Origin of the sequence: Streptomyces sp. NPDC047981 (assembly GCF_040653315.1) — a bacterium.
In the GTDB taxonomy this organism is placed as follows: domain Bacteria; phylum Actinomycetota; class Actinomycetes; order Streptomycetales; family Streptomycetaceae; genus Streptomyces.
Genome location: NZ_JBEZNQ010000004.1, coordinates 40,097 through 66,408, shown reverse-complemented (window position 1 = coordinate 66,408; position 26,312 = coordinate 40,097). Strand labels below are relative to the sequence as shown.

Sequence of the window (26,312 nt, the reverse complement as noted above, 5' to 3'; positions counted from 1 at the left end):
TCGCCCGAAGGGTTGTACGACTACGCTCGGCCGGATGGAGATCACCATCAGGAAGGGCGGGGCGGAGGACGTCCCCGCGATACTCGCGCTGCTCGACAGCGCGGTCGTCTGGCTGAACGGCAAGGAGATCACCGACCAGTGGGGCACCCGGCCGTGGTCCGGCAGCGAGAAGTCGGTGCGGCGGGTCGAGGAGATCGTGGCCGAGGGCACCCCGTGGATCGCGGAGATCGACGGCGTCCCGGCGGGCACGCTCACCCTGACCCCGCACCCGGCGCCGTACGTCGCGCCGGCCGACGAGCCCGAGGTGTACGTCCACATCCTGGCGACCGACGAGAAGTTCCACGGCCGCGGCGTGGGCGCGGCGCTGCTCGCGCACGCCGTGGAGGAGACCCGCCGCCAGGGCCTCTCGCTGCTGCGCGTGGACTGCTTCGCGGGCAGCGAGGGGCGCCTGGTGGCGTACTACGAGAGCCAGGGCTTCACCCGCACGGAGTCCTTCACGGTGGGCGACGACGCCTGGCCGGGGCAGGTGCTGGAACAGCGGGTCTGAGGGGTGGGGTGAGGTGGGGGTGAGGGTGGGGCGGGGCGGGCGGCGCCCGAGCCGGACGGGCGGTGCCTGACCGGACGGGAGCCGGTGGCCGGGGCGGGAGCCCTTGGCCGGGGCGGGAGCCCTTGGCCGGGGCGCGGGAAGACCCCCGCACCCCGCGCCCGGGAGAACCCCGCCCCGCCCCTACCCGGCCCCGCCGCCCGCCCGAGGGCTACGCCGCCGTCGCCAGCCGCTCTCGCGGTACGAAGCGGACGCGCGGGTGGCCGTGGTGCCAGCCCAGGTCCATCCGCAGGCCGCCGACCCTGGCCAGGATCAGGCCGATCGTGCCGGCCGCCACGAGGGAGACCAGGCCGCCCGTCGCGAAGCCGACTCTCGGGCCGTAGGTGTCCGTGATCCAGCCGAGCAGCGGCGCGCCGATCGGCGTACCGCCCGCGAAGACCATCATGTAGAGGCTCATGACGCGGCCCCGCATCGCCGGGTCGGTGGCGAGCTGGACGGCCGAGTTGGCGGTGATGTTGACCGTGAGGCCGAACATGCCGATCGGCACGAGCAGCAGCGCGAACAGCCAGAAGGCGGGCGACAGCGCCGCCGCGATCTCCAGGACGGCGAAGACGACCGCCGCGACCACCAGCGTCCGCAGCCGGGTGGAGCCGCGCCGGGCGGCGTAGAGCGCGCCCGCGAGGGAGCCGGCCGCCAGGAGCGTGTTCAGGAAGCCGTACGTGCCCGCGCCGACGTGGAAGATCTCCTCGGAGAAGGCCGTGAGCCAGATCGGGAAGTTGAAGCCGAAGGTGCCGATGAAGCCCACGAGGACGATCGGCCAGATCAGCTCCGGTCTCCCGGCGACGTAGCGGAGCCCCTCTCTCAGCTGGCCCTTGCCTCTCGGCGCGCGCTCCACCTTGTGGAACTCCGCCGGACGCATCATCAGCAGGCCGGTGAGCGGGGCGAGGAAGAACAGTCCGTTGAGGAGGAAGGCCCAGCCGCTGCCGACCGTGGCGATCAGCAGACCGGCGACGGCGGGGCCGACGAGCCGGGCGGACTGGAAGTTCGCGGAGTTCAGCGAGACGGCGTTGCGCAGCTGGTCGGGGCCGACCATCTCGGAGACGAAGGACTGCCGGGTCGGGTTGTCGACGACGGTGACCATGCCGAGCAGGAACGCGACCAGGTAGACGTGCCAGACGTGGATGTGGCCGGAGAGCGTCAGGACGGCGAGCGTGAGTCCGCAGAGGCCGAGGGCGGCCTGGCTGACGAGGAGGATGCGCCGCTTCGGGTAGCGGTCGGCGATGACGCCGCCGTAGAGGCCGAAGAGCAGCATCGGCAGGAACTGCAGCGCCGTCGTGATGCCGACGGCGGCGGCGGAGCCGGTGAGGCTCAGGACCAGCCAGTCCTGGGTGATGCGGGCCATCCAGGTGCCGGTGTTGGAGACGATGGCACCGGTGAAGAACAGCCGGTAGTTGCGGATACGGAGCGAGGAGAAGGTTTCCCCCCGACCGCGGGTGGTGGTTGCGGGTTTATGGACGGGTGCGGAGTCTGCTCCGGGTCCCGTACTCAAAGTGCGTCGCCTCCTCGGCGTCGAGGGTCAGAGGTGTGCGAGCTTCTCCAGGACGGGGGCGGCCGCGCGCAGCTTGGCCCATTCGTCCTCGTCCAGGCCCTCGGCGAGGGAGGCCAGCCAGGCGTTCCGCTTGCGGCGGGACTCTTCGAGCATGGCTTCGGCCTGCTCGGTCTGGCTGACGACCTTCTGCCTGCGGTCGTCGGGGTGAGGCTCAAGCCTGACCAGTCCCTTGGCTTCGAGCAGCGCGACGATGCGGGTCATCGACGGCGGCTGGACGTGCTCCTTGCGGGCCAGCTCACCGGGGGTGGCGGATCCGCAGAGGGCCAGGGTGCCGAGCACCGACATCTCGGTGGGGCTCAGCGACTCGTCGACGCGCTGGTGCTTGAGTCGTCGGCTGAGGCGCATGACGGCGGAGCGGAGCGCGTTCACGGCGGCGTCGTCGGCGGTGCCGTGGGACAGGTCAGGCATAGTCCTTAGCGTAACTCATTAGACGCTCTAAATACCATTCGGAAGGGTGGCGACCGAATCTGTCACCCAAACGAGTGAGATGTATTCGGAAAGTGACGCACCGGAGATGTCCGTGCCGCGACCCTGACGGGCATGGGATCGACCGTGCTCAGCCTGCGCATCGACGGTGAGCTGCTCGACCGTCTCAAGGGACACGCCGCCAAACGCGGAATGAGCGTCCAGGACTATGTGGTCCGGACGCTCATCCGCGATGACTTCGACGAACGGTTCAAGTCGGCCGTCGACGAGACGGAGAAGTTCTACGGGCTGGAGAAGCCCGCGGACACCGCTCCGACGACATGACCGCTCGCGTGAGGGCTACGTGAGGCCGAGCGCCGGCATCGCGTAGTAGAAGACGAAGACCGCCGACACCACGTACATCGCCACCGGGACCTCGCGGCCCCGGCCGGTCGCGAGCCGCAGCACGCTGAACGCGATGAAGCCGATGCCGATGCCGTTGGTGATGGAGTACGTGAACGGCATCATCACCATCGCCAGGAACGCCGGCACCGCGATGGTGAAGTCGCTCCAGTCGATCTCCTTGATCGAACCGGCCAGGATCAGGAAGCCGACCGCGAGCAGCGCGGGCGTCGCCGCCTGGGACGGGACCATCGTGGCGAGCGGCGTGAGGAACAGCGCCACCGAGAACAGCGCGCCGGTGACCACCGAGGCGAGGCCGGTACGGGCTCCCTCGCCGACGCCCGCCGTGGACTCCACGAAGCAGGTGGTGGCGGAGGACGAGGTCGCGCCGCCGGAGGCGACCGCCAGGCCGTCGACGAGCAGGACCTTGTTGATGCCGGGGAAGTCGCCGTCCTTGTCGATCAGCTTCGCCTCGTCGCCGACACCGAGGATGGTGCCCATCGCGTCGAAGAAGCAGGACAGCAGCACGGTGAAGACGAACAGGACGCCGGTGAGCATCCCGACCTTCTCGAAGCCGCCGAAGAGGCTCACCTGACCGACGAGCCCGAAGTCGGGCGAGGCCACCGGGTTGCCGGGCCAGGTCGGGGTGGTCAGGCCCCAGGACGGGATGTCCGCCACGGCGTTGATCACCATCGCCACGATCGTCATCACGACGATCGAGATGAGGATGGCGCCCGGCACCTTGCGGATGATCAGCGCGAGCGTGAGCAGCGTGCCGAGGATGAAGACCAGGACCGGCCAGCCGTTGAGGTGGCCGTCGGCGCCCAGCTGGAGCGGGACGGTGGTGTGCGCGGCGTCGGGGATACGGGAGACGAAGCCCGAGTCGACGAGGCCGATGAGCATGATGAAGAGGCCGATGCCGATCGCGATGCCCTTGCGCAGGCCGACCGGGACGGCGTTCATCACGCGCTCGCGCAGACCGGTCGCGACGAGCAGCATCACGACGAGGCCGGCGAGGACGACCATGCCCATGGCGTCCGGCCAGGACATCCGGGGCGCGAGCTGCAGCGCGACGACCGTGTTGACGCCGAGGCCGGCGGCCAGGGCGATCGGGACGTTGCCGATGACGCCCATGAGGAGCGTGGTGAAGGCCGCGGTGAGCACGGTCGCGGTGACCAGCTGGCCGCTGTCGAGCTGGTGCCCGTACATGTCCTTGGCGCTGCCGAGGATGATCGGGTTCAGCACGATGATGTAGGCCATCGCGAAGAAGGTGGCGAAACCGCCGCGGACCTCGCGGGCGACGGTGGAGCCGCGCTCGGAGATCTTGAAGAAGCGGTCGAGTCCACCGGAGGGGGGAGTGCCGTCCTCCGGGGCGGGGGGCATGGCCTTGGCGGTGGCCGTGGTGCTCATGGGGTTCCTCGTGGGGGTCGTGATTGGCGGTTCATACGAAGGAAACCCGCCAGAAGCAAACCGTTTCAGTATGAACACATGAACGAGCGAGCGTCCATCTCCGCGCGTAGACCCTCGGAATCGGCGCCTAGACTGACCGCATGGCGAAGTGGACCCCCAAGCACGAGGCGCCCGAGCCCCTGGAGGGGCCGGTCGTCGGCACCATCACGGGCGGCACGATCCTCTGGTTCGTGCTCTTCCTCGTCCAGGTCCCCTTCTACGGCTGGTTCGACGACCGGGACCTGACCTGGTGGGTCTGGACGTGCCTGGCCGGTGGCGGCCTCGGGCTGATCGGCATCTGGTACGTACGGAAGCGGGACGCGGCGATCAAGCGCGCGGAGGCGGCGAAGGCGGCGGACCCGGAGTCGACCGACGCGGAGCCGTCCCAGCCGTAGGACCCGGCGGCCCGACCACGAAGCCCGGGGAGCCGGCCACGGAGCCCGGCGGCCCGACCACGAAGCCCGGGGACCCGGCCACGGAGCCCGGCGGCCCGACCACGAAGCCCGGGGACCCGGCCACGGAGCCCGGCGGCCCGACCACGAAGCCCGGGGACCCGGCCGTAGTACCCCGGGACGATTTCGGTCCTCCCGCGGTCTGATGTTCACCCTGCCCGGCAGGTGAACGCTCGCTTCCGGTCGTACCGTCGGAACCATGACTCAGCGGGCGAAGATCGACACCGGCGGCGGCGAGCACACCGCGGACGAACCACCCGTCCCCGTCGTCCACCGGGCCGCCGGACTGACCTCCGCCGAAGTCGCCGAACGCGTCGCGCGCGGCGAGGTCAACGACGTCCCCGTCCGCAGCTCGCGCTCCACCGTCGACATCGTCCGCGGCAACGTCTTCACCCGCTTCAACGCGATCATCGGCGTGCTCTGGGTGATCATGCTCTTCGTCGCACCGATCCAGGACAGCCTCTTCGGCTTCGTGATCATCGCCAACACCGGCATCGGCATCATCCAGGAACTGCGCGCCAAGAAGACCCTCGACGGCCTCGCCGTCATCGGCGAGGCCAAACCCACCGTCCGCCGCGACGGAGCCGCCACCGAGGTCTCCACCTCCGAGATCGTCCTCGGCGACCTCATCGAGCTCGGCCCCGGCGACAAGGTCGTCGTCGACGGCGAGGTGGCCGAGGTCGACAACCTGGAGGTCGACGAGTCGCTGCTCACCGGCGAGGCCGACCCGGTGGTGAAGAAGCCCGGCGACACGATGATGTCGGGCTCCTTCGTGGTCGCGGGCGGCGGCGCGTTCACCGCCACCAAGGTCGGGCGCGAGGCGTACGCCGCCCAGCTCGCCGAGGAGGCCTCCCGCTTCACCCTCGTCCACTCCGAGCTGCGCTCCGGCATCTCCACGATCCTCAAGTACGTGACGTGGATGATGGTCCCGACCGCGATCGGCCTCATCATCAGCCAGCTCGTCGTCAAGGACACCGACTTCAAGGAGTCCGTGGCCAGGACCGTCGGCGGCATCGTGCCGATGATCCCCGAGGGGCTCGTCCTCCTCACCTCCGTCGCCTTCGCGATCGGCGTGATCCGGCTCGGCCGCAAGCAGTGCCTCGTGCAGGAACTGCCGGCCATCGAAGGGCTCGCGCGCGTCGACGTCGTCTGCCTCGACAAGACGGGCACCCTCACCGAGGGCGGCATGGACGTCACCGAACTGCGCGCGCTGAACGGCAGCGACGAGACGTACGTACGGAAGGTCCTCGGCGCCCTCGGCGAGTCCGACCCGCGCCCCAACGCCTCCCTCCAGGCCATCATCGACGCCTACCCGGACGCGGAGGAGTGGCGCTGCACCGAGTCGCTGCCGTTCTCCTCCGCCCGCAAGTACAGCGGCGCCGCCTTCAGCGAGGGCAACGGCGACTCCTCGACCTGGCTGCTCGGCGCCCCCGACGTGCTCCTGAAGGCCAGCGACCCGACCCTCGACGAGATCGACCACCTCAACGAGCAGGGGCTCCGCGTCCTGCTCCTCGCCCGCACCGCGCGCGAGCTCGACTCCCCCGAGGTCGCCTCCGACGCGCACCCGACGGCCCTCGTCGTCCTCGAACAGCGGCTGCGCCCCGACGCGGCGGACACGCTCGCCTACTTCGCCGACCAGAACGTCGCCGCCAAGGTCATCTCCGGCGACAACGCGGTCTCGGTCGGGGCGGTCGCGGGCAAGCTCGGCCTGCCCGGCGCCGAACACACGGTGGACGCCCGCCGGCTGCCCACCGAGCAGGCCGCGATGGCCGACGAACTCGACCGCAACACCGTCTTCGGCCGGGTCTCCCCGCAGCAGAAGCGGGACATGGTCGGCGCGCTCCAGTCCCACGGCCACACGGTGGCCATGACCGGCGACGGCGTCAACGACGTGCTCGCGCTCAAGGACGCCGACATCGGCGTCTCGATGGGCTCGGGCTCGGAGGCGACGCGCGCGGTCGCCCAGATCGTCCTGTTGAACAACTCCTTCGCGACGCTGCCCTCGGTGGTCGCGGAGGGCCGCCGGGTCATCGGCAACATCACCCGGGTCGCGACCCTCTTCCTGACGAAGACGGTCTACTCCGTCCTCCTCGCCGTCCTGGTGGTCTGCAGCCAGGTCGAGTACCCGTTCCTGCCGAGGCACCTGACGCTGCTGTCCACCCTCACGATCGGCGTCCCGGCCTTCTTCCTCGCGCTCGCCCCCAACAAGGAGCGCGCGAAGCCGCACTTCGTGAAACGGGTGATGCGGTACGCGATCCCCGGCGGCATCGTCGCGGCGGCGGCAACCTTCGCCACGTACCTGGTGGCCCGCTCGTACTACAGCGGCCCCGGCGCCCTGGACGCCGAGACGAGCGCGGCGACGCTGACCCTCTTCCTGGTCTCCATGTGGGTCCTGGCGATCATCGCCCGCCCCTACACCTGGTGGCGCATCGCCCTGGTCGCCACCATGGGCGGCGCGTTCCTCCTCGTCCTCGTCGTGCCCTGGCTCCAGGACTTCTTCGCCCTGAAGCTGGTGGGCGTGACGATGCCGTGGACGGCGGTCGCGATCGCGGCGGCGGGCGCGGCGCTCATCGAGTTCACCTTCCGCTGGGTGGACCACAGGTTCCCGGCCTGACGGGACCCGACCGGAGCTGACGGGACGTACAACCTTTCCAAGATCGGCCGGGTCTCCCTCCCACAGGTGTCATGGGACGCCTGTGGGAGGGAACCCCGATGAGACTCCGCCCGGCCGCCACCGTGGCAGCGACCGCCGCCGCCCTTCTCCTCGTCGCCCCCGCCGCCCACGCGGCGGAGCCCCCGGCCGAGCTGCCCTCCTGCACGGACGTCTCGACCGCGTTCGGGGACTACGAGCAGGACGCGCTCACCGCGAAGGTCGACGTGATCCCGGAGTCCCTTGTCGCGGGCAGCGGCTGGCACCCGGTCAAGGGCTCGGTGACCAACGTCTCCGCCGAGGACCTGCCCGGCGTGCGGGTGAACGCCTACCCGTGGAACCAGGTCGAGTTCCCCGAGTACGACCTGCGCGACTATGTGAAGGCGCAGGTGAAGGCGGCCGACGGCAGCTGGCGCGACCTGGGGTCGGGCCCGACGAACGTCGACGAGGTCGCGCTCCTGGAGGCGGGGACGACCCGGACGTACGAGCTGCGCGTCCAGGCACTCGCCGAACTCCCCGCCGACCTCACCTTCGCGGAGTTCGCCCTCTCGGGCGCGTTCGCGGACGTCTACCGCTTCCCGGACACGGGCAAGCATGTCGACTGCCGCGGCTACGCCCATGCCAACGACGTCTTCCGCATCACGCACGCCTCGACACCCCCGACGAAGACACCCACGCCGGCGCCGACACCCACGCCCACCACGTCGCAGAGGCCTGCACCGACGCCCACGCCGACCACCACCGCGCCGACGACTCCCCCGGCCACCACGGCGTCACCGACCCCCGCGCCCACCCCCGCCCCCGCCGGCGGTGAACTGGCCGACACCGGCACGGCGGGCGCGACCACGCTCGCCGTCATCGGCGGCTCGGTCATCGCCCTGGGCGCCGCCGCGGTTCTCTTCGGTCGCCGCAGGCGCTGACGTACCCCGCTCGGTCGTCGCCGTCCACAGTCGTCGGCAGGACACCACCGCCGCCACCAGCAGCAGCCCGTTGCGCAGGACCATCAGCGTGTTCCCCAGGGCGGAACCCTGCATGACCTCCAGGTAGTACGTCGGGAAGGCGAGCGCCGTCATGGCCGTCGCGGCGAGCAGGAGGCAGGCCACCGGGCGCTGCGTGGTGCGGCGGGAGGTGAGGCAGACGGCGGCCAGGCCCAGGAGCCAGACCATGTACTGGGGGCTGATCACGCGGCTGGTGACGGTGAAGAGCAGGACCGCCGTGAGCGCCGCGTCGAAGGGGGTCGCGTCCGTCCGGCGTGAGGCCCGGCCCCGCCAGAGCATCAGCCAGCCGAAGGCCGCCGCCGTCAGCATCAGCGACAGCTGCGCCACGCTCGCCACGTGCTCGCCGGCGAACTCCAGGGCGCCGTACCGCGTCTCGACCCAGATGGGCAGCCCCGACGCCCGCATCAGCGACAGCACGGTGCCGCCCAGCGACTCGATCTGGACGCCCCGGGCGCCCTGCTGCTGCAGGAAGTCGAAGCTGTGCCGGAAGGCGAGGGCCAGGACGGTCAGGAGGGCCGCGGCGGTCGCGGCGGCCGAGACCCAGGCGTCCTTGGTCGCACGGCCCCGTTCGAGCCCGATCAGGGTGAGCAGCGGCCACACCTTGATCAGCGCGCCGACCGCGGCGAACGCCCCGCCGAGGCGCGGGCTGCGGCGTCCGGCGAGCAGCGCGAGGACGGCGAGGGCGGTCACCTGGATGTCGAACCGGCCGTGCGGAAGGTTCAGGAGCAGCGGCAGCCCGGCGGTCCACAGCCAGGCGCCCGCGAGCCCGCGGCCGGGGCGGGCCAGCGCGACCGCGACGACCACGTCGGCGAGGAGCGTGAGTGCCAGGAACGCGGCGAAGTAGTCGAGGAAGGGCAGGAGCGAGGGCGACAGGAACAGCAGCCCCGCGCCCGGCGGGTACTGCCAGGTGACGTCACCGACCGGGTAGGAGCCGTCCGCGAGCTGCTGCGACCAGCGGGGGTAGAGGAACTCCACCTCGGAGGAGACGTTGCTGACCCCGATGTCGTCCTGGACGAGCAGGTACACCATGACGATCCGGGTCAGCGCCCAGACCGCCGCGAGCGCGGTGCGCGAGTGCCACGGCCGCGGGGCCCGGGACCGGGCGGATCCGGTGGCCGGGTTCGCGTCCGGGGCGGGCGCCGCGCCGTCCAGGAGGCCGGCCTTCTGCTGCGTCATGGACCCGGAATGTAGGCCCGTGCGGCTCCCGGCTCCACGGACGCACCGCTCACGCCCGCCCGCGTCCCCCGTCGGGCGGGCACCCACAGGGCCAGGTGGCCGCCGTCGGCGGCGCGAGTTCGTCGAGGACGTCCAGGAAGGGGGCGAGCAGCGGGTTGCGGCCCGCCGTGGGCCACATCGGTCCGTAGTCGACGGTCGAGGCGTCCCGTAACGGGACGAAGGTCACGCCGGGGCGGGCGTGGAACCGCTCCGCGCGGGCGGCGACGGCGCTGACGCCCGCGCCGGCGGCGACGTACACGGGGATCTCGGGCCAGTAGTGCGCCGCGGGCCCCTGCGGGACGGGGCGGCCTGCCGGGGTACGGCGGGGGAAGTGACGGTCCATCCATTGACGCTCGTCCCGCCTCAAGGCGGGAGATTCCCACCGTGCCGCCGCTGTTTCCAGCACGTGCGTAGTGGTTCCTGTTTCATCGTCCGCTGCCCGGCGTGCCGGGTCTTACGTGGGCTCCGCAGGCGTTTTACGTGTCCGGGCGTCCCTCGGCCACGATGCGCCGTCCTTCACGGCGGAGGTTGAGTTCGGCGTTCTCGTCCCGGTCGTGGACGGCTCCGCAGGAGCACACCCAGTTGCGGACCTTGAGTCCTTCCAGTCCCTTCGGTCCCTCGATCGACCCGCAGGCCGAGCACAGTTGTGTGCTGGGGAACCAGCGGGAGACCTTGGCGAAGGTGCGCCCGTACCGTGCGCATTTGTTTTCGAGGGTGCGGGCGAACATGCCGAGGGACTGGTCGTGGACGGACTTGCCGCGCTTGCCCTTGGCGGTGCCCATGCCCTTCACGTTCAGGTCCTCCAGGTACACGGCTTGGCTCTCGCGCGTGATCTTGGTGGTTTCCTGCTCGATGAAGTCGCGTCGCTGGTCGGCGATGCGGGCATGGACTTTCGCTACGGCGAGTTTGGCCTTGCGCCGGTTGTTCGATCCCTCCTTGGCGCGGGACAGCTTGCGCTGTGCCCGCTTGAGCTTCTTGGCCTGGCGGCGGAAGAACCTCGGAGAGGTGATCTTCCTGCCGCGCAGGACCGCGTAGGTGGACAGGCCCAGGTCGATGCCGGTCTCGGCGTCGTCCAGGTCCAGATCCGGCAGCGGATGGTCCTCGGTCTCCACCACGAAGCTCGCGAAGTACCTTCCGGCCGCGTCCTTGATCACGGTCACGGACGAAGGTGCGGAGGGGAGTTCCCGGGACCAGCGGACCTTGACGTCGCCGATCTTCGGCAGCCGGAGACGGCCGTCCTCGGCGATCGAGAAGCGGGCGTTGGTGGTGAACCGGATCGCCTGGCGGCTGGTCTTCTTCTTGAACTTCGGCGGCTTGATCTTCGTGCCCTTGCGGGTGCCGTTCTTCGAGGCGAAGAAGTTGGCGTATGCGGTCTCCAGGTCCCGAAGGGACTGCTGGAGGACCACGGCCGATACCTCGGACAGCCAGGCCCGTTCCTCGGTCTTCTTCGCCTCGGTGACCAACCTCTTCGACAGCTCGGCCGCCTTCGGCCGTTCGGTGCCCTGCTTGTAGGCGTCCTGCCGCAGGCGCAGCCCGTCGTTCCAGACCACGCGGGCGCACCCGAACGCCTTCGCCAACGCTGTGCGCTGGAGGGCGTCCGGGTACACGCGGAAGGAGTACCTGAGCTGCATACCAATGACCGTACTGCAGTTGATTTATGGCTGAGTGTCAGAACATCTGCACTGGCAGGCATTGCGCGTTCGTCATGCACGCGCACTTGGTTTTCGTGACGAAGTACCGGCACAACGTCTTCACCAACACCCACTTGAAGCGCATGGAGGAGATCATGCGAAGCGTCTGCGGGGACTTCGAGACCGAGCTGGTCGAGTTCAACGGCATGAACAACCACGTCCACCTGCTTGTGAACTTCCCGCCGAAGGTCGCCATCTCGACGCTGGTCAACAGCCTCAAGGGCGTCAGCTCGCGCAGGCTCCGCCAGGAGTATCCGGAGCTGGTCCGGCACTACTGGCGGGCGCACCGGCTATGGTCCGGCTCGTACTTCGCCGACTCGGTCGGCGGGGCTCCGCTGTCGGTCGTCCGCCAGTACGTCGAGCAACAGAATCGTCCGCTGTGACCTGCGGGTCAGAGCAGCGCTGAAAATCGCTTCGCCTCCCCCCGTAAACGGGGGAGCACTGCGATCAGCCTCGGTAGCGGGGGCGTCGGCGAGGGTGACGAGCACCGTGTCCGCGAGGCTCTCCAGGGAAACGGACTTCTTCCTCGTCGTGTAGCCACGCTCAACACGGCGCGCTCGCTTCCGTTCTTGTCGGCCGGTTCACGCGCCTCGATGCTGGGGTGACCCTCCTCCACCCTGACCGGGGGCGCGTGGGGCCCGACCACCGTCCTGCCCCGGGTCGGGGCCGTCGAGGCGCTCGCCGAGCTCAAGGAGTGGCCGGGCGGCGACATCCTCATGTACGGCTTCGGCCCCGTCGCCAAGACCCTTGTGGGCACATGGCCTCCTGGACGAGATCCAACTCTGGGTGCCCCCCCGTGATCGCGGGCGGCGGAACCCTCGCCACCGACCGCTTCCGGGGCCGCCTGAAGCACCTGCGCACCGAGGTCCTCGACACGGGCGTCGTGGTGCTCGTCCACGCACCCGCGCCCCCAGTTGAGCGAAACGAGACGTTTCGTCTCACATGGTGTGTCACCATGCAGTCGTCCGGCATCCAGAGTCAAGCGCGGGCCGCCGATGAGTTTCGCGCGGGCCGACAGTCATTCAGACAGACAGTTCGCACAGCCAGTTCACACGTCACGACAGCCAGCCACCAGACCCCGAGGAACCCACCATGCGCACCCTGATCACCTCCGCCTTCATCTCCCTCGACGGTGTCGTGGAGGGCCCCGGCGGCGAGCCCGGCTACCGCAACTCCGGATGGACGTTCAAGGACATCGACTTCGTCCCCGAGGCGTACGCCATCAAGGGCGACGAGCAGAAGGAGGCCACCGCGATCCTCCTCGGCCGGACCAGCTACGAGGCCTTCAGCGGAGTGTGGCCCGACATGGCGGAGTTCGCCGACTACAAGGTGATGCCGAAGTACGTCGTCTCCACCACCCTCACCGACGACGACCTCGTCACCAACTGGAGCGAGACCACCATCCTGCGCTCGCTCGACGAGGTCGCCGCCCTGAAGGAGACCGAGGGCGGCCCGATCATCGTCCACGGCAGCGCGACCCTCAACCAGGCCCTCTCGGACGCCGGCCTCGTCGACCGCTACCACCTGCTCGTCTTCCCGCTCCTGCTCGGCGCGGGCAAGCGCCTCTTCAGCACCACCGACAAGGACACCCAGCAGCTGAAGCTCGTCGAGCACGAGGTCTACGCGAACGGCCTGCAGAAGCAGATCTTCGACGTCGTCCGCTGAACGGCCCGACGGGCCTGACGGGCCTGACGGACCCGACGGACGGGCCCTAGTCGAACCACCGGTCCCTCGCCAGCTCCGCCGTCCTCGACGGGTCCTCCAGGAGGGCCGCCACCTCGAAGCGGCGGGGCCACTGGCCCGCCGCCCAGGCGAGGCCCGCGGCGACGCCCTCCAGGGTGGCGGCGTGGATCGTGCCGTCGGGGGTGCGGCGCCAGTCCAGTTCGACGCCCGCCGCACGGAGCTCCTCGTGCTCGACGTACGCGTCCGGGGTCGACGGGCCGAGGAGGGCGTGGACCGAGGCCGGGACCTCGTGCTCCTCGCCGACCGTCGTCACCTCCGCCTCGACGGACTCGCTCAGCCGCCGGACCTGGAACAGCTCCGCGAGCTCCGCCGCGCGCGACGGGGCGACCGGGAGCAGGGGCAGGCCGCCCGCCAGCGGCAGCAGGTCGGGGGCGTCGGCGACCAGGGCCTCGGCCGCGTCGACCACGACGAGTTCGCCGTCCACGACCGCGCGCAGCTCGTCGGGGAGGGTGACCTGCTCGGGGTCCAGGTCGGCGAGGGCCGTGTACAGGGCGTGGAGCTGGGCGCCCGACACCTCCCGGTCCGGGTCCGCCAGACGGCCGAGCAGCTCGGCGGCGCCGCCCGGCTCGTCGAGGAGCGCCGGGACCGAGGTGCGCACGCCCAGGGCCCGCAGGACCTGCTCGTCCTCGAAGCCGGTCGCGTCGGCGGAGTCGTACAGGCCGATGAGGAGCGGGTCAGTGCCCGCGGCCCGCAGGCCGGCCGGGCGGCGGCCGTCGAGGACCGGATGGTCGCGGAGCCACCAGGCGGTGTACGACCGCACGGTCTCGGTCGTGCCGTCCGGCATCAGGACCCGTACGGGCTGGGTGAGCGCGTCCCGCAGCGGCGGCTGGGCGAGCAGCGCGAGCGCCTGCGGCCAGGCGTCGTCGTCCACCAGGTCCAGATCCCGTACGGCGACGATCTCGGTCGCCACCGGCGGCACCGGCGTCTCCGCGAGGCGGTCGAGGACGTCCTCGCACCAGACGTCGACGGCGTCCAGCAGCCCGGCGTCGTCGGGCTCGGCGAAGTCCCCGTCGCGGGGCTCCAGCTCGTCCGGGTCGAGGACCAGGTCGGTCGCCCGGACCAGGGCGAAGCCGGCCAGCACCCCGCAGGCGGCGAGCGGCTGCTCGCCCCAGCGCTCGGCCAGCTCGGCGTCACAGAGGGCGAGTTCGTCCTCGCGCATCACGGCGGCGAAGGGGCTGCCGGGCAGGACCAGTTCGCCGGCGGGCGCCAGTTCCCCGTCCTCGTCCGGGAGGGCGAGCGCCCCGAGCCACGGCTCGTCGCCCGGTTCGAGCTCCGCGTCCCGGACGAGCGCGAGCACCGTCTCGGCCAGCTCGTCGGCGTCCGGCGCGTCCGCGTCCTCGTCCCAGATCTCCCCCGCGTCGAGCGAACCGGCGACCGCCGCCCGCACCTGGGGCGTCGTCAGGACCGCGCGGGGCGTGGCCGGGAGCGCGCCCAGCTTCTCCAGGAGAGGGTGGGCGGCGTCCGGGTGGGCGACCTTGAGGCCGAGGCGGGTGAGGTCGGCGGAGGTGCCCTCCTGGGGCAGCAGGACGTGCCGGGGGCCGATGGTCGTACGGACCCTGGCGTCCTCGGGGGCGTCGGCGGGGACGGCCAGGGGGACGGGCAGTCCGGTGAGCCGGTCGGGGTCCACCCCGGCCAGCGAGTCGTACAGACGCCACCACCACGACGGCGCCCGGTCCACCCCGGCGAGCCGGTCGATCGCCTCGGTCAGCGGGACCCGGCCGACGCCGAGCGTGCGCAGCTCCACCCGCCGCTCAAGACCGGCGGGCAGCAGGGTCGGGAAGACCTCCGCGAGGACGGCGACGGTCTCGTGTCCGGCGCCCTCCACCACCTCCGCCTCGACCGCCCGCAGCGCGGGCACCTCCTCCGAGGGCGCCTCGGGCGCCAGGAACGCGACGCGCGGCAGCCGCTGGAGGATCGCCTCGCGCAGCGCCCCGTCGAGGGTGCCCTTGCCGAGCGGGCCGGGCACGAGGTCGATGGTGGCGGTCGCCACCGGCTGCCAGTCGGCGAGGAGTTCGGCGTACGCCTCGGCGGCGCGCCCGACCAGGAAGTCGGTGAGCGGGCCGGGGGCCGGGTGGCGCCTGGCGGTGTCGAGCGGGAGGGAGGCGATGAGGAGGGCGGGCAGCCCGAGGGGCTCGTCGGTGGGCGTGGGGGCGTGCACGACGGGCGCGGTACGGGGGAACAGCGGGGCGCCCTCGGCGTCCACGGGCGCGGCCCAGGTCACCGACCAGTGCGGACGCAGCCGCTCCTCGACCGGCCGGTCCTTCAGGAGCGCGGGGTCGAGGGGGCCGCCGTGGGTGACGGTCCGCCAGCGGTGGGTGCCGGTCGCGGAGTCGTCGATGTGGACGTAGCCGTCCGCCTCCGAGCGGCGTAGCGTCCGGACGCCCTCCGGGGTGTCGACGACGATCTCGGCGAGACCGGGGAGGGTGAGCAGCAGGGCGTCGTCGATGGAGGCGAGGAGCCGGGCGGCGAGGCCGACGGCGGCGGAGTCCCGGAGCGGGAGGACGACGACGGTGTCGTAGCCGTCGGGGGCGGTGCCCTCGGCGGGCAGCGGGAGGCGCAGCAGCGGTACGTGGCCGTCACGGCGGCGCAGTTCGTCCCCGAGGCCGGGGCTGTGCCGGGCGACGTCGGCGGCCAGTTCGCGGGCCTCGGCGAGGGACCAGCGGACGCCGCCGTGCCGGCCGAGGACGGCGGGCTCGTCGGAGACGGCGAGGACGGCGGCGAAGCCGACGCCGAAGCGGCCGACGGCGTTGGTGTCGTACTCGCTCCGCTTGGCGGAGGCGCGGAGGGTGGAGAGCGACTCGACGCCGGTCGCGTCGAGCGGGGCGCCGGTGTTGGCGGCGGCGAGGACGGCGGGCGCGTCGGGGCCCGCGTCGTGGAGCGTGAGCCGCAGCCGTCCGGTGACGCCCGCGCGGTGGGCGGCGTCGGCGGCGTTCTGGGCGAGCTCGACGACGAGGCGGTCGCGGTAGCCGCCGAGGGCGAGGTCCTCCTCGGCGTTGGCGTCCTCGCGGAACCGGGCCGGCCCGGCCCCCCAGGCATCGAGCACGCCTCTCCGCAGCCGGGCGGTGCCGAAGGGGTCGGCTCCGTCGGTCGACGTCCTGACGCTGACGCTCACGTCTGACTCCACTCTGCGGGCGGGATGATGCCGGGGCCCGAAGGTACCGCGCGCCCGGGTGCCGACGCGCCGCGCCTCCCTGTGGGCCCGCCCACGTGGACATGACCCTCGGCCATGGCGCCTTCCCACCCCAGCTGTCCGTAATCGCCCCAGGTGAGCGGTGTCTCACACGGGCGCCGACAGTGAGTGGCGCCCGCGGGGGCATCGCTGGGCGGCGCCCGAGGAGGCGTCCCCGGCGGCGCCCCGGAGAGTCAGGGGACGGCGCCCACGGAGGCATCACCTGACGGCGCCCTCGGAGTCGTCACCGGACGGCGCCCAGGGAGGAGTCCCTGGGCAGCGCCCGGGGAGAAGTCCCTGGGCGGCGCCCCCGGAGGCTACGAGTGGCCGAGGTCCTCGGACGTGCCGTCCGGTTCCGTCGTCGAGCCGGAGTCCTTCGCCGGGCGGAGCGGGAACGCGTCCGCGCCCATCGAGTCCAGCACCGGCGGGGCCGGACGCGGGGGCTTCGGCATGATCGCCGCCTCCGAGTGACCGCCGCAGCCGTACGAGAGCGAGACCACGCGCCCGTCGGCGGGCGAGAACTCGTTCGCGCAGACACCGAACGCCTGCTTCAGCGACCCCGCCAGCGGCACCAGGAACGCGCAGGAGTCACAGGACGCGGGCGCGGCCTGCGCCATCGGGGTCTTCGCCCCGAACGCCTCGTCCCAGCGGTCCGCCGCCACGTGCAGCCCGTACCGCGAAAGGACCCGCGCGCGCCGCATGCCGAGTTCCTCGGCGACCGACGAGATCGCGCCACGGGACGGCGTACGGGAGGTGATCTCGGCGTCCTCGACGTCGAGGTGGTCCACCATCTCGTCCGAGACCGGGGAGTTCGGCGGCGGAGCGTCCTCGCCCGAGTACCCGGGTTCGAGCCGCAGGTCGTCCTGCTCCGTCGGCAGCAGGTCCCCCGGGCCCATGTCGCCCGGCCTCAGCCGCTCGCTCCACGGCACCCACTCGGGGGCCAGGAGCGCGTCGGAGCCGGGCAGCAGGACGGTTTCGTCAAGGGTGACGTTCTTCGCCCGGGAGGCCCGGGTGACCGTCACGGCCCAGCGCCAGCCCCGGTAGCCGGGCTCCTTGCACTCGAAGAAGTGCGTGACGACCCGGTCGCCCTCGGCGACGGTCTCCACATGGGCGCCGACGATGCCGGGTGCGGCGGCCTCTTCGGCGGCCTCCCTCGCCAGGTCTACCGCCTCGGCGCACAGGCGGTCGGGGGTACGCGGGGTACGGCTTCGCGTCGTCGCAGCACTCACAGGTCTCGCTTCTCTCCTACGCCGTCTCACGGGTGCGCCGGCCGAGGAGCGGGAGCGAAGAGCCCCGGGCGGCGGGCGGAGCGGACCAGAGGGCCGCATCGACGTCCGCGCCCGACCTCGTCTCGCGTCTCTCGGGCACACCTATCGTCATCCATTCTGCGGGATGCCGAAGAGGCGCGCGGCCGAGATCTTCCGCCGGTGGCGCGCTACGCACGCTACCCCCTCCGCCGCCCGCCGCCCACCTGCCCGCCCCAAGTGGCCCGGATCGTGGACCGCCGACCGCCGTGCCACGGTTCACAAGTCAGGGGCGTGGGGCACTATGACGGAGTGGCAGCCGCACGGTCGTCCGCACGATCCCACGATCTTGCCGGGCCGCTCCGCCGAGTGGGCCGGACGGTCGGGCGCGCCCTTCATCTGCCGTTCACCGGCACGGCGCGCGGGATCCGCAAGGCGACCCACGCGCACGGCGCGGGCGAGTCGGGGCTCGGGAAACTGATCGAGCTGCACGCCGTGAACGGGGCCGGCGATGTCATGATCACGGTCGCGCTGGCCTCCACGGTCTTCTTCTCCGTGCCGACGGACGAGGCCCGCGGCCGGGTCGCGCTGTACCTGGGCATCACGATGCTCCCGTTCACCCTGCTGGCCCCGGTGGTCGGCCCGATCCTGGACCGGCTGCCGCACGGGCGGCGCGCCGCGATGGCGGCGGCGATGTGGACCCGGGCCGTCCTCGCGATCACCATGTCGGGCGCGGTGGCCACGGGCGGCCTGGAGCTGTACCCGGCGGCCCTCGGCGTCCTGGTGGCGTCGAAGGCGTACGGAGTGGTCCGCAGCGCGGTCGTGCCACGGCTCCTGCCGCACGGGTTCTCGCTGGTCAAGGCGAATTCCCGGGTCACCCTCGCGGGTCTGCTCGCGACCGGGATCGCGGCGCCGATCGGCGCGGGGCTGCAGCAGATCGGGCCCCCGTACCCGCTGTACGGGGCGTGCGCGCTGTTCCTCCTCGGCGGCTACTGGGCGTTCCGGATGCCGCACAAGGTCGACTCGGCCAAGGGCGAGCGGCGGGCGCACCTGCTGACCCACGGCGAGAAGAAACCGAGCCTGCGGACGGTGGGCCCCTCGGTGCTGCACGGGCTCCAGGCGAACGCGGCGCAGCGGATGCTCTCCGGGTTCCTGATCTTCTTCCTGGCATTCCTGCTGCGCGAGCACCCGCTCTCCGGGCAGAGCGCGGCGGTGTCGCTCGCGATGGTGGCCGTGGCGGCGGGGGTCGGCAACGCGTGCGGGACGGCGGTCGGCTCGCTCCTGAAGGAGCGCGGACACGCGCCGGAGGTGATCATCGCCACGATGATCATGACCGTGTGCGGAGCGGCGATCCTCGCGGCGGTCTTCTTCAGCGGCCTGATGGTCGCCGTGCTCGGCGCGGTGGCCGGCCTGACCCAGGCCCTGTCGAAGCTGTCCCTCGACGCGCTGATCCAGCGGGACGTGCCGGAGGTGGTGCGGACCTCGGCGTTCGCCCGTTCGGAGACGCTGCTGCAGATGTCGTGGGTGGTGGGCGGCGCGATCGGCATCTCGCTGCCGCTGAGCGGCCCCGTGGGCATGTCGGTGGCCGCGGGCATCCTGGGCCTGGGCGCGCTGCTCGCGGTCCGCGGCCTCGTGACGGCGGCGCGCACGGAGACCCGGAAGAAGGCGGAGGCGGGGGCAGGGGCGAGCCCCGAGACGGAAGCGGGGCCGCCGGGCACCGGGCCGGGCGCGGACGCGTGAGGCGACGCCCAGGCGTGCGCCCGCGACCGTGCACCCGGCCACCCGGCCGCGCCCAGGACTGCGCCCCGCGGCGGCGTCGGGCACCGGCCCCCGGACGGCGGGGGCGGCCGGGGGGGCGTACGGCGCCGTCCCTTGGGGCGGAAAACGCGGCGCGCCGCACCCCCGCGTGGCGGAGTTCGGTGGGCCCGATAGCCTTCGGGCCATGACCGTAGCGTTCTTCACCGGCTCGCGCCGCCGGGCCGCCGCCGCCCTCGGGGCCGTCTCCGTCGGGCTCCTCACCCTCACCGCCTGCGGCGAAAAGCCGACTCCGCTCGCGACGCTGACGGTGGGGACCAAGTCGATCCACTCCGAGGCCGCCTGCTACAACGACGGCGACGCCATCAAGGAGTCGCAGATCCAGGAGTGCCTCAACCGCAAGGCCGAGAAGTCCATCACGGTCGCCACGGACGACAAGGTCCGCTTCGGCGTCGACCCGTCGATCGCCGAGAACGGCTGGACCATCTTCCTCGGCGGCCAGAACGCCGAGCCGGAGCCGTACAAGAAGACGTACCGGACCATCCCGGCCAGCGCCTTCTTCTCCTCCCAGACCGGCGAGGCGACCGACCAGACCCAGGTCACCATCGTCGAGAACGACGGCAAGAAGCTGACCGGCATCTGGCACTTCGAGCTGAAGAAGGACTCCTGATCCTCCGGTGACCCTCCGGACCCTGATCGTGACGGCCGTGGCGGCGGAGGCGGACTCCGTCGTACGCGGCCTTGCCTTCGGCGGTCCGGAATCCGGGCCGCACCCGGAATCCGGACCGGTTCCCGGGCCACGGCCCGGACCCGGACCGCTCGACCCGGCGCTCCCCGGCGGGTACGCGCTCCGCCGTCGGCGCCACCCCGCGGGCGCCGTCGTCGACGTCCTCGTCGGCGGTGTCGGGCCCGCCTCGGTCGCCGCCGCCACCGCCACCGCGCTCGCGACAGCGGCGGGCACGGGAGAGCCGTACGGGCTCGTCGTCTCCGCCGGGATCGCCGGCGGGTTCGAGCCGCGCGCGCCGATCGGCTCCGTCGTCGTCTCCGACGCGATCGTCGCCGCCGACCTGGGCGCGCGGACCCCCGACGGCTATCTGACCGTCGAGGAACTCGGCTTCGGACGGTCCTCCCACCCGGTCCCCGAGGCCCTCACCCGGCGCGTCTCCGAAGCCCTCGCGCACGACGAGCCGGGCCGGCCGGCGCACACCGTCGCCCCGGTCCTGACCGTCTCCACCGTCACCGGCACCGCCGAGCGCGCCGCCGAACTGGCCGCCCAGTACCCCGGCGCCGCCGCCGAGGCGATGGAGGGCTTCGGCGTCGCCGAGGCCGCCGCCGCCCACGGCGTGCCCGTCATCGAGATCCGGGCGGTCTCCAACGCCGTCGGCCCCCGCGACCGCGCCGCCTGGCGCATCGGCGAGGCCCTGGAGGCGCTGCGGTGCACGTTCCAGCTGCTCAGCCACTCCGTCCTCGTGGAGCCCCTCCGATGACCCCCAAGCTGAAGATCGCCTACTCGCCCTGCCCGAACGACACCTTCGTCTTCGACGCCTGGGCCCACGGCCGTGTCCCCGGCGCGCCGCGCCTCGACGTGACCTTCGCCGACATCGACCTCACCAACGGCTGGGCGGAGCGCGGCACGGGCGACTACGACGTCCTGAAGGTCTCGTACGCCGTCCTGCCCTGGGTCCTCGACGAGTACGCCCTGCTGCCCTGCGGCGGCGCCCTCGGGCGCGGCTGCGGCCCGCTGGTGCTGACCCGGGAGCCGGGCGTGGACCTCACGGGGAAGACGGTCGCGGTGCCGAGCGAGCGCTCGACCGCGTACCTGCTGTTCCGGCTGTGGGCCGCGGACGTCGTGCCGGGCGGGGTCGGCGACGTCGTCGTCCTGCCGTTCCACGAGATCATGCCCGCCGTGCGGGACGGGAAGGTCGACGCGGGGCTCGTCATCCACGAGGCCCGGTTCACATACCAGAACTACGGTCTGCACGCCCTCGCCGACATGGGCGCGCACTGGGAGGACACCACCGGCCTCCCGATCCCGCTCGGCGCGATCATCGCCCGCCGCTCGCTCGGCCCCGACGTGCTGCGGAGCCTCGCCGACGCGGCCCGTACATCGGTCCGGATGGCCTGGGACGACCCGGACGTCTCGCGGCCGTACGTACGCGAGCACGCGCAGGAGATGGACCCGAAGGTGGCCGATCAGCACATCGGCCTCTACGTCAACGAGTTCACGGCCGATCTCGGCGAGGCCGGCTACGCGGCCGTGCGCGGGCTGCTCACGCGCGCGGCGGCCGAGGGGCTGGTGCCGCCCCTCGGCCCGGACGCGCTGGCGTTCCCGTAGGAACCGGGAACGCGGCGCTCGTGCGTCGAACCGGTGCGCTACACGTCGAGCTGGTCCGCGACCGCGCGCAGCAGGCCCGCGATCTTCGCGCCCTGCGCCTTGTCGGGGTAGCGGCCCCGCTCCAGCATGGGCGTGATGTTCTCCAGGAGCGTCGTCAGGTCCTGCACGATGGACGCCAGTTCGTCGGGCTTACGGCGCTGCGCCGCGGCGACGGAAGGGGTCGGGTCGAGGACCGTCACGGAGAGCGCCTGGTCGCCGCGCTGACCCGCGACCACCCCGAACTCCACACGCTGCCCCGGCTTGAGGGCGTCGACTCCGGCAGGGAGCACCGACGAGTGGACGAAGACGTCGCCGCCGTCGTCCCGGGAGAGAAAGCCGAAGCCCTTCTCGCTGTTGAACCATTTGACCTTGCCGGTAGGCACGTCTGTCCTCGTCCTCGTACTCGATGGGAATGCGCCGGGAATCCGGCTCTGAGATAGCAGTACGGCGGGTCTGCGGACCCGCCGGGACCAAGGCTAATGGGCTTCCGGCTGGTGACAAGACGTCGCCGGTTTGTTCATACGGCCTGGGAACTACCCTGGCCGAATGCGTAGTGAAACCCCCGCGGCCTCCTCGGACGACCGCGCGCCCGGTGACGGTCTCGTCCGCGCCGGTGCGATCGTCTTCATCATCGGTGCGGTGGCCACCCTGGTCACGGTCGCGCCGCTCTTCCTCGGCACCGACCCGTTCCCGCCGATCGCGTACGGCGTGTGCATGCTGATGGGCGTCGGATTCCTCGTGGCGGGCGCCGGCGTGCTGCGCTCGATCGCCGCCCAGCGACGCCAGGCGAAGGCGGCGGGGGCGACCGGCCACTAGCCCGTGGGCCGGGTCCCCCCGCCCGCTCGGGTCAGCTCCGGTACGCCTCCCACCAGGCACGGAACTCCGTCAGATCGGTCAGGACGACGTCCGCGCCGGCCGCACGCAGCTCGGTCGCGTCACACGGTCCGGTGGCCACGGCCACCGAAAGGGCGCCCGCGTGCGCGGCGCCGCGCACGTCGCCGGTGTGGTCGCCGACGTACACCCCCGCGCCGAACTCGCGCAGGGCCTCGGCCTTCCCCTCGGCCCAGAGGCCGCCGATGACGGCGTCGGGGTCGATGCCGAGGTGGGAGAGGTGCAGCTTGGCGTGCGGCTCGTTCTTGGCGGTGACGACGACGGCCCGGCCGCCCGCCTCACGAACGGCTTGAATCGCATCCCTGGCACCGGGCAGCGCGAGCGAGGGCTCGATCGCGTACGTCGGGTAGAGCGCGCGGTACTGGGTGACCCGCTCCGGGATCTCCGCCGCCGGGAACCAGTGCGCCAGCTCGTGCTCCAGCGGCGGGCCGAGCCGGGAGACGGCGAGGTCGGCGTCGATCGCCACCCCGACCTGCGCGGAGAAGGCCTGGTAGGTGGCCTTGATGCCGGGGCGGGAGTCGATCAGGGTCATGTCGAGGTCGAAGCCGACGGTGGGGATGCCAGGGGTAGCCATGGAGGACATTGTGCCCACATGTTCGAATCGGGCTTCGGGCTGCTGCTTAGACTGAGCCGCTGAACTGCTGAACTGCTGAACTGCTGAGCTGGTGAACTGCTGAGCTGCTCGACCACCGCTGAACCACTGAAGCCGTACCCTCCCCCGGCAGGGCTCGCGCCTCGTACCTCGTACCTCGCACCTCCTGATGGGCCTCGATGACCGCCGCCTTCCGCTCCCGACGGGTTCTGGCCGTCGCCGTCGCCTTCGCCGCCCTCCTCGCCGCCGTCCTGCTGAGCCTCGCCGTGGGCGCCCGGCCCATCGCGCCGTCCACGGTGCTCGACGCGCTGCTGCACGGCGGGACGAGCCCCGACGCCGAGGTCGTACGGCAGATGCGGGTGCCCCGCACGCTCATCGGGCTCATGGTCGGCGCCGCGCTCGCGCTGGCCGGCACGGCCCTGCAGGGCATCACCCGCAACCCGATCGCCGACCCCGGCATCCTCGGCATCAGCCAGGGCGCCTCGGTGGGCGTGGTCCTCGCGATCGCCTTCGCGGGCGTGCACTCGCTCTCCGGGTACGTGGGCTTCGCCTTCGTCGGCGCCGCGCTCGCCTCGGTCGCGGTGTACGCGATCGCCTCCAGCGGGCGCGGCGGGGCGACCCCGGTGAAGCTCGCGCTCGGCGGCGCCGCGATCAACGCGCTGCTGCTGTCCGTGACGACCGGGGTGCTGACCACCCGGGCCTCGGCGCTCGACGAGTTCCGGTTCTGGCAGATCGGCTCGCTCGACGGGCGCGACGCCGAGGTCGTCGGCCAGGTCTGGCCCTTCCTGCTGCTCGGCGCGGTGCTCGTGGTCTGCGTCGCCCGCGGCCTGGACGCGCTCGCGCTCGGCGAGGACGTGGCCAAGGGGCTCGGCCAGCGGGTCGCGACGGTACGGATCGTGGGCGGTGTCGGGGCGACGGTGCTGACCGGCGCGGCGGTCGCGGCGGCCGGACCGATCGCGTTCGTCGGGCTCGCGGTCCCGCACATCGCCCGCGCGATCGTGGGCGGCGACCACCGCTGGGTGCTGCCGATGGCGGCGCTCGTGGGGCCCGTGATGCTGCTGGTGGCGGATGTGATCGGCCGGGTGCTCTTCCCGCCGGGCGAGGTGCCCGCGGGGGTGATGACGGCGCTCATCGGGGTGCCGTTCCTGGTGACGCTCGTACGCAGGAAGGCGGTGCCGGCATGACGGCGGTGGTTCCTTCGGGATACCGAGTCGCGCGCGCCGGGCGGGGCTCGTTCCTGCTGCACCGGCGCTCGGCGGCCGTCGCCGTCGCCCTGGTGATGCTCCTGGCGGCCGTCTCGGTCGCGTACCTCTGCGTCGGCGAGAAGTTCGTGGCGCCGGGCGAGGTCCTGAAGGTGGTCTTCGGGCAGGACTCCCGATCCTCGTTCGTCGTCGAGGAGCTGCGGATGCCGCGGCTCGCGGTCGGGCTGATGGTCGGCGCCGCGTTCGGGATCGCGGGCGCCCTCATCCAGACCGTCGCCCGCAACCCGCTCGCCAGCCCCGACATCATCGGCATCAGCCAGGGCGCGGGCGCGCTGACCGTCGGCGCGATGACCTTCGGCCTCACCTCGTACACCGTCCTGCCCTACCTCTCGATCGCCGGCGGGATCGCGGCCGCCGCGCTCGTGTACGTCGTCGCCTGGCGCGGCGGACTGCACGCGACGCGGTTCGTGCTCATCGGGATCGGCTTCGCCATCGCGCTGCGGTCGCTGATCACCCTGTTCATGACCAAGGGCGACTACCTGGTCGCCCAGCAGGCCCAGGTCTGGATGACCGGCTCGCTCAACGGGCGCGGCTGGGACGAGGCGGCACCGATCCGCTGGACGCTGCTCCTGCTGCTTCCCGCGATCCTGTGGGCGGCGCGGGCGCAGCGCACCGTGGCCCTGGACGACGACACGGCGACGGCGCTGGGCGTCTCGCTGGGGCGGGTCCGGCTGGGCCTGGTCGCGGTGGGCGTCGTCCTCGCGTCGGTGGCGACGGGGGTGGCGGGGCCGGTGGACTTCGTGGCGCTGCTCGCGCCGCAGATCGCCCGGCGGATGACGCGTACCGCCCAGATCCCGCTGCTGTCCTCGGCGCTGACGGGCGCGTTCGTGGTGGTCCTCGCGGACCTGCTCGGGCGGCGCCTGTTCGCACCGGTGGAACTGCCCGTGGGCGTCCTCACGGCGGCGGTGGGCGCTCCGTATCTGATCTGGCTCATCGTCCGGAGCCGAAGCGTAGGAGGAACGACATCGTGAGCCTGGGCCCCAGCCGGCTGACCGCGCGTGAGCTGACGCTCGCGTACGAGGACCGCACGGTCGTGAAGGACCTGGACCTCGCCGTACCGGACGGCAAGGTGACCGTGATCGTCGGCCCGAACGCGTGCGGGAAGTCGACGACGCTGCGGGCGCTCGGGCGGCTGCTCAAGCCGGCGGGCGGGGCGGTGCTGCTCGACGGGGAGTCGCTCGCGAAGCTGCCGACGAAGCGGATCGCGCAGTCGATCGGCCTGCTGCCGCAGACGCCGGTCGCACCGGAGGCGATCACGGTCGCCGACCTGGTGTCGCGGGGGCGGCAGCCGCACCAGGCGTGGTGGAAGCAGTGGTCGGAGGCGGACGAGCGGGCGGTCGTGGAGGCGATGACCTCGACGGACGTCGCCGCTCTGGCCGACCGTTCCGTGGACGAGCTGTCGGGCGGTCAGCGGCAGCGGGTCTGGATCGCGATGGCCCTCGCGCAGGAGACGGACCTGCTGCTGCTCGACGAGCCGACGACGTACCTGGACATCGCCCACCAGGTCGAGGTCCTCGACCTGGTGCGCCGTCTCAACGTGACCCGCGGCCGGACGGTCGTCGTCGTCCTGCACGACCTGAACCAGGCGGCCCGCTACGCCGACCACCTGGTCGCGATGAAGTCGGGCGCGGTCGTGGCGGAGGGCCCGCCGTCGGAGATCGTCACGGCGGACCTGGTCCGCGACGTCTTCGGCCTCGACTCGGTCGTCGTCCCGGACCCGGTGACGGGCTCACCCCTGGTGGTGCCGGGGGCGCCGTGGGCGGCGGTGACGGAGCGGGTGTGACGGAGGCGGGTGTGACGGAGCGGGTGTGACCGAGGCGGGGCGCCGGGCGTAGCCCCGGGACGGGGGCCCGCCACCGCCTCCGTG

At 72.3% G+C, this 26,312-nt stretch carries 24 protein-coding genes and 1 pseudogene; 15 read left to right on the top strand and 10 right to left on the bottom strand.

Translation table 11 applies throughout. From position 1 onward, the window contains the following. Positions 1-34: 34 nt before the first annotated feature. The gene (locus AB0E14_RS04015; protein WP_362411532.1) at positions 35-547 is read left to right on the top strand and encodes a GNAT family N-acetyltransferase; all 513 of its coding nucleotides are present in this window, start codon (positions 35-37) and stop codon (positions 545-547) included. Between the two features lie 208 nt (positions 548-755). On the opposite strand, the gene AB0E14_RS04010 is transcribed toward AB0E14_RS04015, so the two are convergent. Beyond that, positions 756-2,093: an MFS transporter gene (locus AB0E14_RS04010; protein WP_362411529.1), complete on the bottom strand. Its 1,338-nt coding sequence runs from the start codon at positions 2,091-2,093 to the stop codon at positions 756-758. 27 nt (positions 2,094-2,120) lie between these two features. Then, positions 2,121-2,561: a MarR family transcriptional regulator gene (locus tag AB0E14_RS04005; RefSeq protein ID WP_362411526.1), complete on the bottom strand. Its 441-nt coding sequence runs from the start codon at positions 2,559-2,561 to the stop codon at positions 2,121-2,123. Between the two features lie 132 nt (positions 2,562-2,693). Here AB0E14_RS04005 and AB0E14_RS04000 point away from each other — a divergent pair, with 132 nt between their 5' ends. Further along, positions 2,694-2,903, top strand: coding sequence for a ribbon-helix-helix protein, CopG family (locus tag AB0E14_RS04000; protein ID WP_362411523.1), 210 nt, complete (start codon positions 2,694-2,696; stop codon positions 2,901-2,903). Between the two features lie 15 nt (positions 2,904-2,918). On the opposite strand, the gene AB0E14_RS03995 is transcribed toward AB0E14_RS04000, so the two are convergent. After that, positions 2,919-4,343, bottom strand: a complete 1,425-nt coding sequence (locus AB0E14_RS03995) for an NCS2 family permease (protein WP_362411869.1) — start codon at positions 4,341-4,343, stop codon at positions 2,919-2,921. A 167-nt stretch (positions 4,344-4,510) separates the two neighbouring features. Between AB0E14_RS03995 and AB0E14_RS03990 the strand changes: the two genes are divergently transcribed. The 3 genes and pseudogenes from AB0E14_RS03990 to AB0E14_RS03980 form a co-directional block, all read left to right on the top strand. Then, positions 4,511-4,804, top strand: coding sequence for a DUF2530 domain-containing protein (locus AB0E14_RS03990; protein WP_362411520.1), 294 nt, complete (start codon positions 4,511-4,513; stop codon positions 4,802-4,804). 256 nt (positions 4,805-5,060) lie between these two features. Beyond that, positions 5,061-7,475, top strand: coding sequence for a cation-translocating P-type ATPase (locus tag AB0E14_RS03985; RefSeq protein WP_362411517.1), 2,415 nt, complete (start codon positions 5,061-5,063; stop codon positions 7,473-7,475). A 71-nt stretch (positions 7,476-7,546) separates the two neighbouring features. Beyond that, positions 7,547-8,383: pseudogene (locus tag AB0E14_RS03980) on the top strand (hypothetical protein); the annotation flags it as partial. Here the strand turns inward: AB0E14_RS03980 and AB0E14_RS03975 are convergent. From AB0E14_RS03975 to AB0E14_RS03965, 3 genes are all read right to left on the bottom strand, one after another. Next, positions 8,285-9,538: a glycosyltransferase 87 family protein gene (locus AB0E14_RS03975; protein ID WP_362411866.1), complete on the bottom strand. Its 1,254-nt coding sequence runs from the start codon at positions 9,536-9,538 to the stop codon at positions 8,285-8,287. The pseudogene AB0E14_RS03980 and the gene AB0E14_RS03975 overlap by 99 nt on opposite strands. A 196-nt stretch (positions 9,539-9,734) precedes the next feature. After that, positions 9,735-10,067: a hypothetical protein gene (locus AB0E14_RS03970; protein WP_362411514.1), complete on the bottom strand. Its 333-nt coding sequence runs from the start codon at positions 10,065-10,067 to the stop codon at positions 9,735-9,737. 133 nt (positions 10,068-10,200) lie between these two features. Continuing rightward, a complete protein-coding gene (locus tag AB0E14_RS03965) occupies positions 10,201-11,355 on the bottom strand; it encodes a transposase (RefSeq protein ID WP_362411511.1) in 1,155 nt (384 codons plus the stop codon). A gap of 26 nt (positions 11,356-11,381) precedes the next feature. On the opposite strand from AB0E14_RS03965, the gene tnpA reads away from it, so the two are divergent. Both tnpA and AB0E14_RS03955 read left to right on the top strand, forming a co-directional pair. Continuing rightward, entirely contained in the window at positions 11,382-11,798 is a 417-nt protein-coding gene (gene tnpA, locus AB0E14_RS03960) for an IS200/IS605 family transposase (protein WP_362411508.1), read from the top strand. Positions 11,799-12,507: 709 nt separating this feature from the next. Then, positions 12,508-13,080, top strand: a complete 573-nt coding sequence (locus AB0E14_RS03955; RefSeq protein ID WP_362411505.1) for a dihydrofolate reductase family protein — start codon at positions 12,508-12,510, stop codon at positions 13,078-13,080. Between the two features lie 46 nt (positions 13,081-13,126). Here AB0E14_RS03955 and AB0E14_RS03950 read toward each other — a convergent pair whose 3' ends face one another. Continuing rightward, the gene (locus AB0E14_RS03950) at positions 13,127-16,282 is read right to left on the bottom strand and encodes a molecular chaperone Hsp90 (protein ID WP_362411502.1); all 3,156 of its coding nucleotides are present in this window, start codon (positions 16,280-16,282) and stop codon (positions 13,127-13,129) included. A 362-nt stretch (positions 16,283-16,644) separates the two neighbouring features. After that, a complete protein-coding gene (locus AB0E14_RS03945) occupies positions 16,645-17,556 on the bottom strand; it encodes a DUF3027 domain-containing protein (RefSeq protein ID WP_362411499.1) in 912 nt (303 codons plus the stop codon). Positions 17,557-17,883: 327 nt separating this feature from the next. Here AB0E14_RS03945 and AB0E14_RS03940 point away from each other — a divergent pair, with 327 nt between their 5' ends. From AB0E14_RS03940 to AB0E14_RS03925, 4 genes are all read left to right on the top strand, one after another. Next, complete coding sequence (locus AB0E14_RS03940) at positions 17,884-19,311, top strand: MFS transporter (RefSeq protein ID WP_362411496.1); 1,428 nt, start codon at positions 17,884-17,886, stop codon at positions 19,309-19,311. Positions 19,312-19,513: 202 nt separating this feature from the next. Then, entirely contained in the window at positions 19,514-19,996 is a 483-nt protein-coding gene (locus AB0E14_RS03935) for a DUF2771 domain-containing protein (protein ID WP_362411493.1), read from the top strand. Positions 19,997-20,003: 7 nt separating this feature from the next. Continuing rightward, positions 20,004-20,813: a futalosine hydrolase gene (locus tag AB0E14_RS03930; protein WP_362411490.1), complete on the top strand. Its 810-nt coding sequence runs from the start codon at positions 20,004-20,006 to the stop codon at positions 20,811-20,813. Then, positions 20,810-21,661 (top strand): 1,4-dihydroxy-6-naphthoate synthase, encoded by an 852-nt coding sequence (locus AB0E14_RS03925; protein WP_362411487.1) that lies wholly within the window; start codon positions 20,810-20,812, stop codon positions 21,659-21,661. Before AB0E14_RS03930 ends, AB0E14_RS03925 begins: the two co-directional genes overlap by 4 nt. 38 nt (positions 21,662-21,699) lie before the next feature. Here AB0E14_RS03925 and AB0E14_RS03920 read toward each other — a convergent pair whose 3' ends face one another. Then, positions 21,700-22,083, bottom strand: coding sequence for a cold-shock protein (locus AB0E14_RS03920; protein WP_308354918.1), 384 nt, complete (start codon positions 22,081-22,083; stop codon positions 21,700-21,702). Positions 22,084-22,246: 163 nt separating this feature from the next. Here AB0E14_RS03920 and AB0E14_RS03915 point away from each other — a divergent pair, with 163 nt between their 5' ends. Continuing rightward, entirely contained in the window at positions 22,247-22,516 is a 270-nt protein-coding gene (locus AB0E14_RS03915; protein ID WP_362411484.1) for a hypothetical protein, read from the top strand. A gap of 31 nt (positions 22,517-22,547) precedes the next feature. Here the strand turns inward: AB0E14_RS03915 and AB0E14_RS03910 are convergent, their stop codons facing one another. Next, complete coding sequence (locus AB0E14_RS03910; protein ID WP_362411481.1) at positions 22,548-23,174, bottom strand: haloacid dehalogenase-like hydrolase; 627 nt, start codon at positions 23,172-23,174, stop codon at positions 22,548-22,550. Positions 23,175-23,362: 188 nt separating this feature from the next. Here AB0E14_RS03910 and AB0E14_RS03905 point away from each other — a divergent pair, with 188 nt between their 5' ends. The 3 genes from AB0E14_RS03905 to AB0E14_RS03895 are packed head-to-tail and all read left to right on the top strand — an operon-like array spanning position 23,363 to position 26,228. After that, positions 23,363-24,367 (top strand): iron chelate uptake ABC transporter family permease subunit, encoded by a 1,005-nt coding sequence (locus AB0E14_RS03905; RefSeq protein WP_362411478.1) that lies wholly within the window; start codon positions 23,363-23,365, stop codon positions 24,365-24,367. Continuing rightward, a complete protein-coding gene (locus AB0E14_RS03900) occupies positions 24,364-25,416 on the top strand; it encodes an iron chelate uptake ABC transporter family permease subunit (RefSeq protein WP_362411475.1) in 1,053 nt (350 codons plus the stop codon). Before AB0E14_RS03905 ends, AB0E14_RS03900 begins: the two co-directional genes overlap by 4 nt. Beyond that, a complete protein-coding gene (locus AB0E14_RS03895) occupies positions 25,413-26,228 on the top strand; it encodes an ABC transporter ATP-binding protein (protein WP_362411472.1) in 816 nt (271 codons plus the stop codon). Before AB0E14_RS03900 ends, AB0E14_RS03895 begins: the two co-directional genes overlap by 4 nt. Positions 26,229-26,312 lie beyond the last annotated feature (84 nt).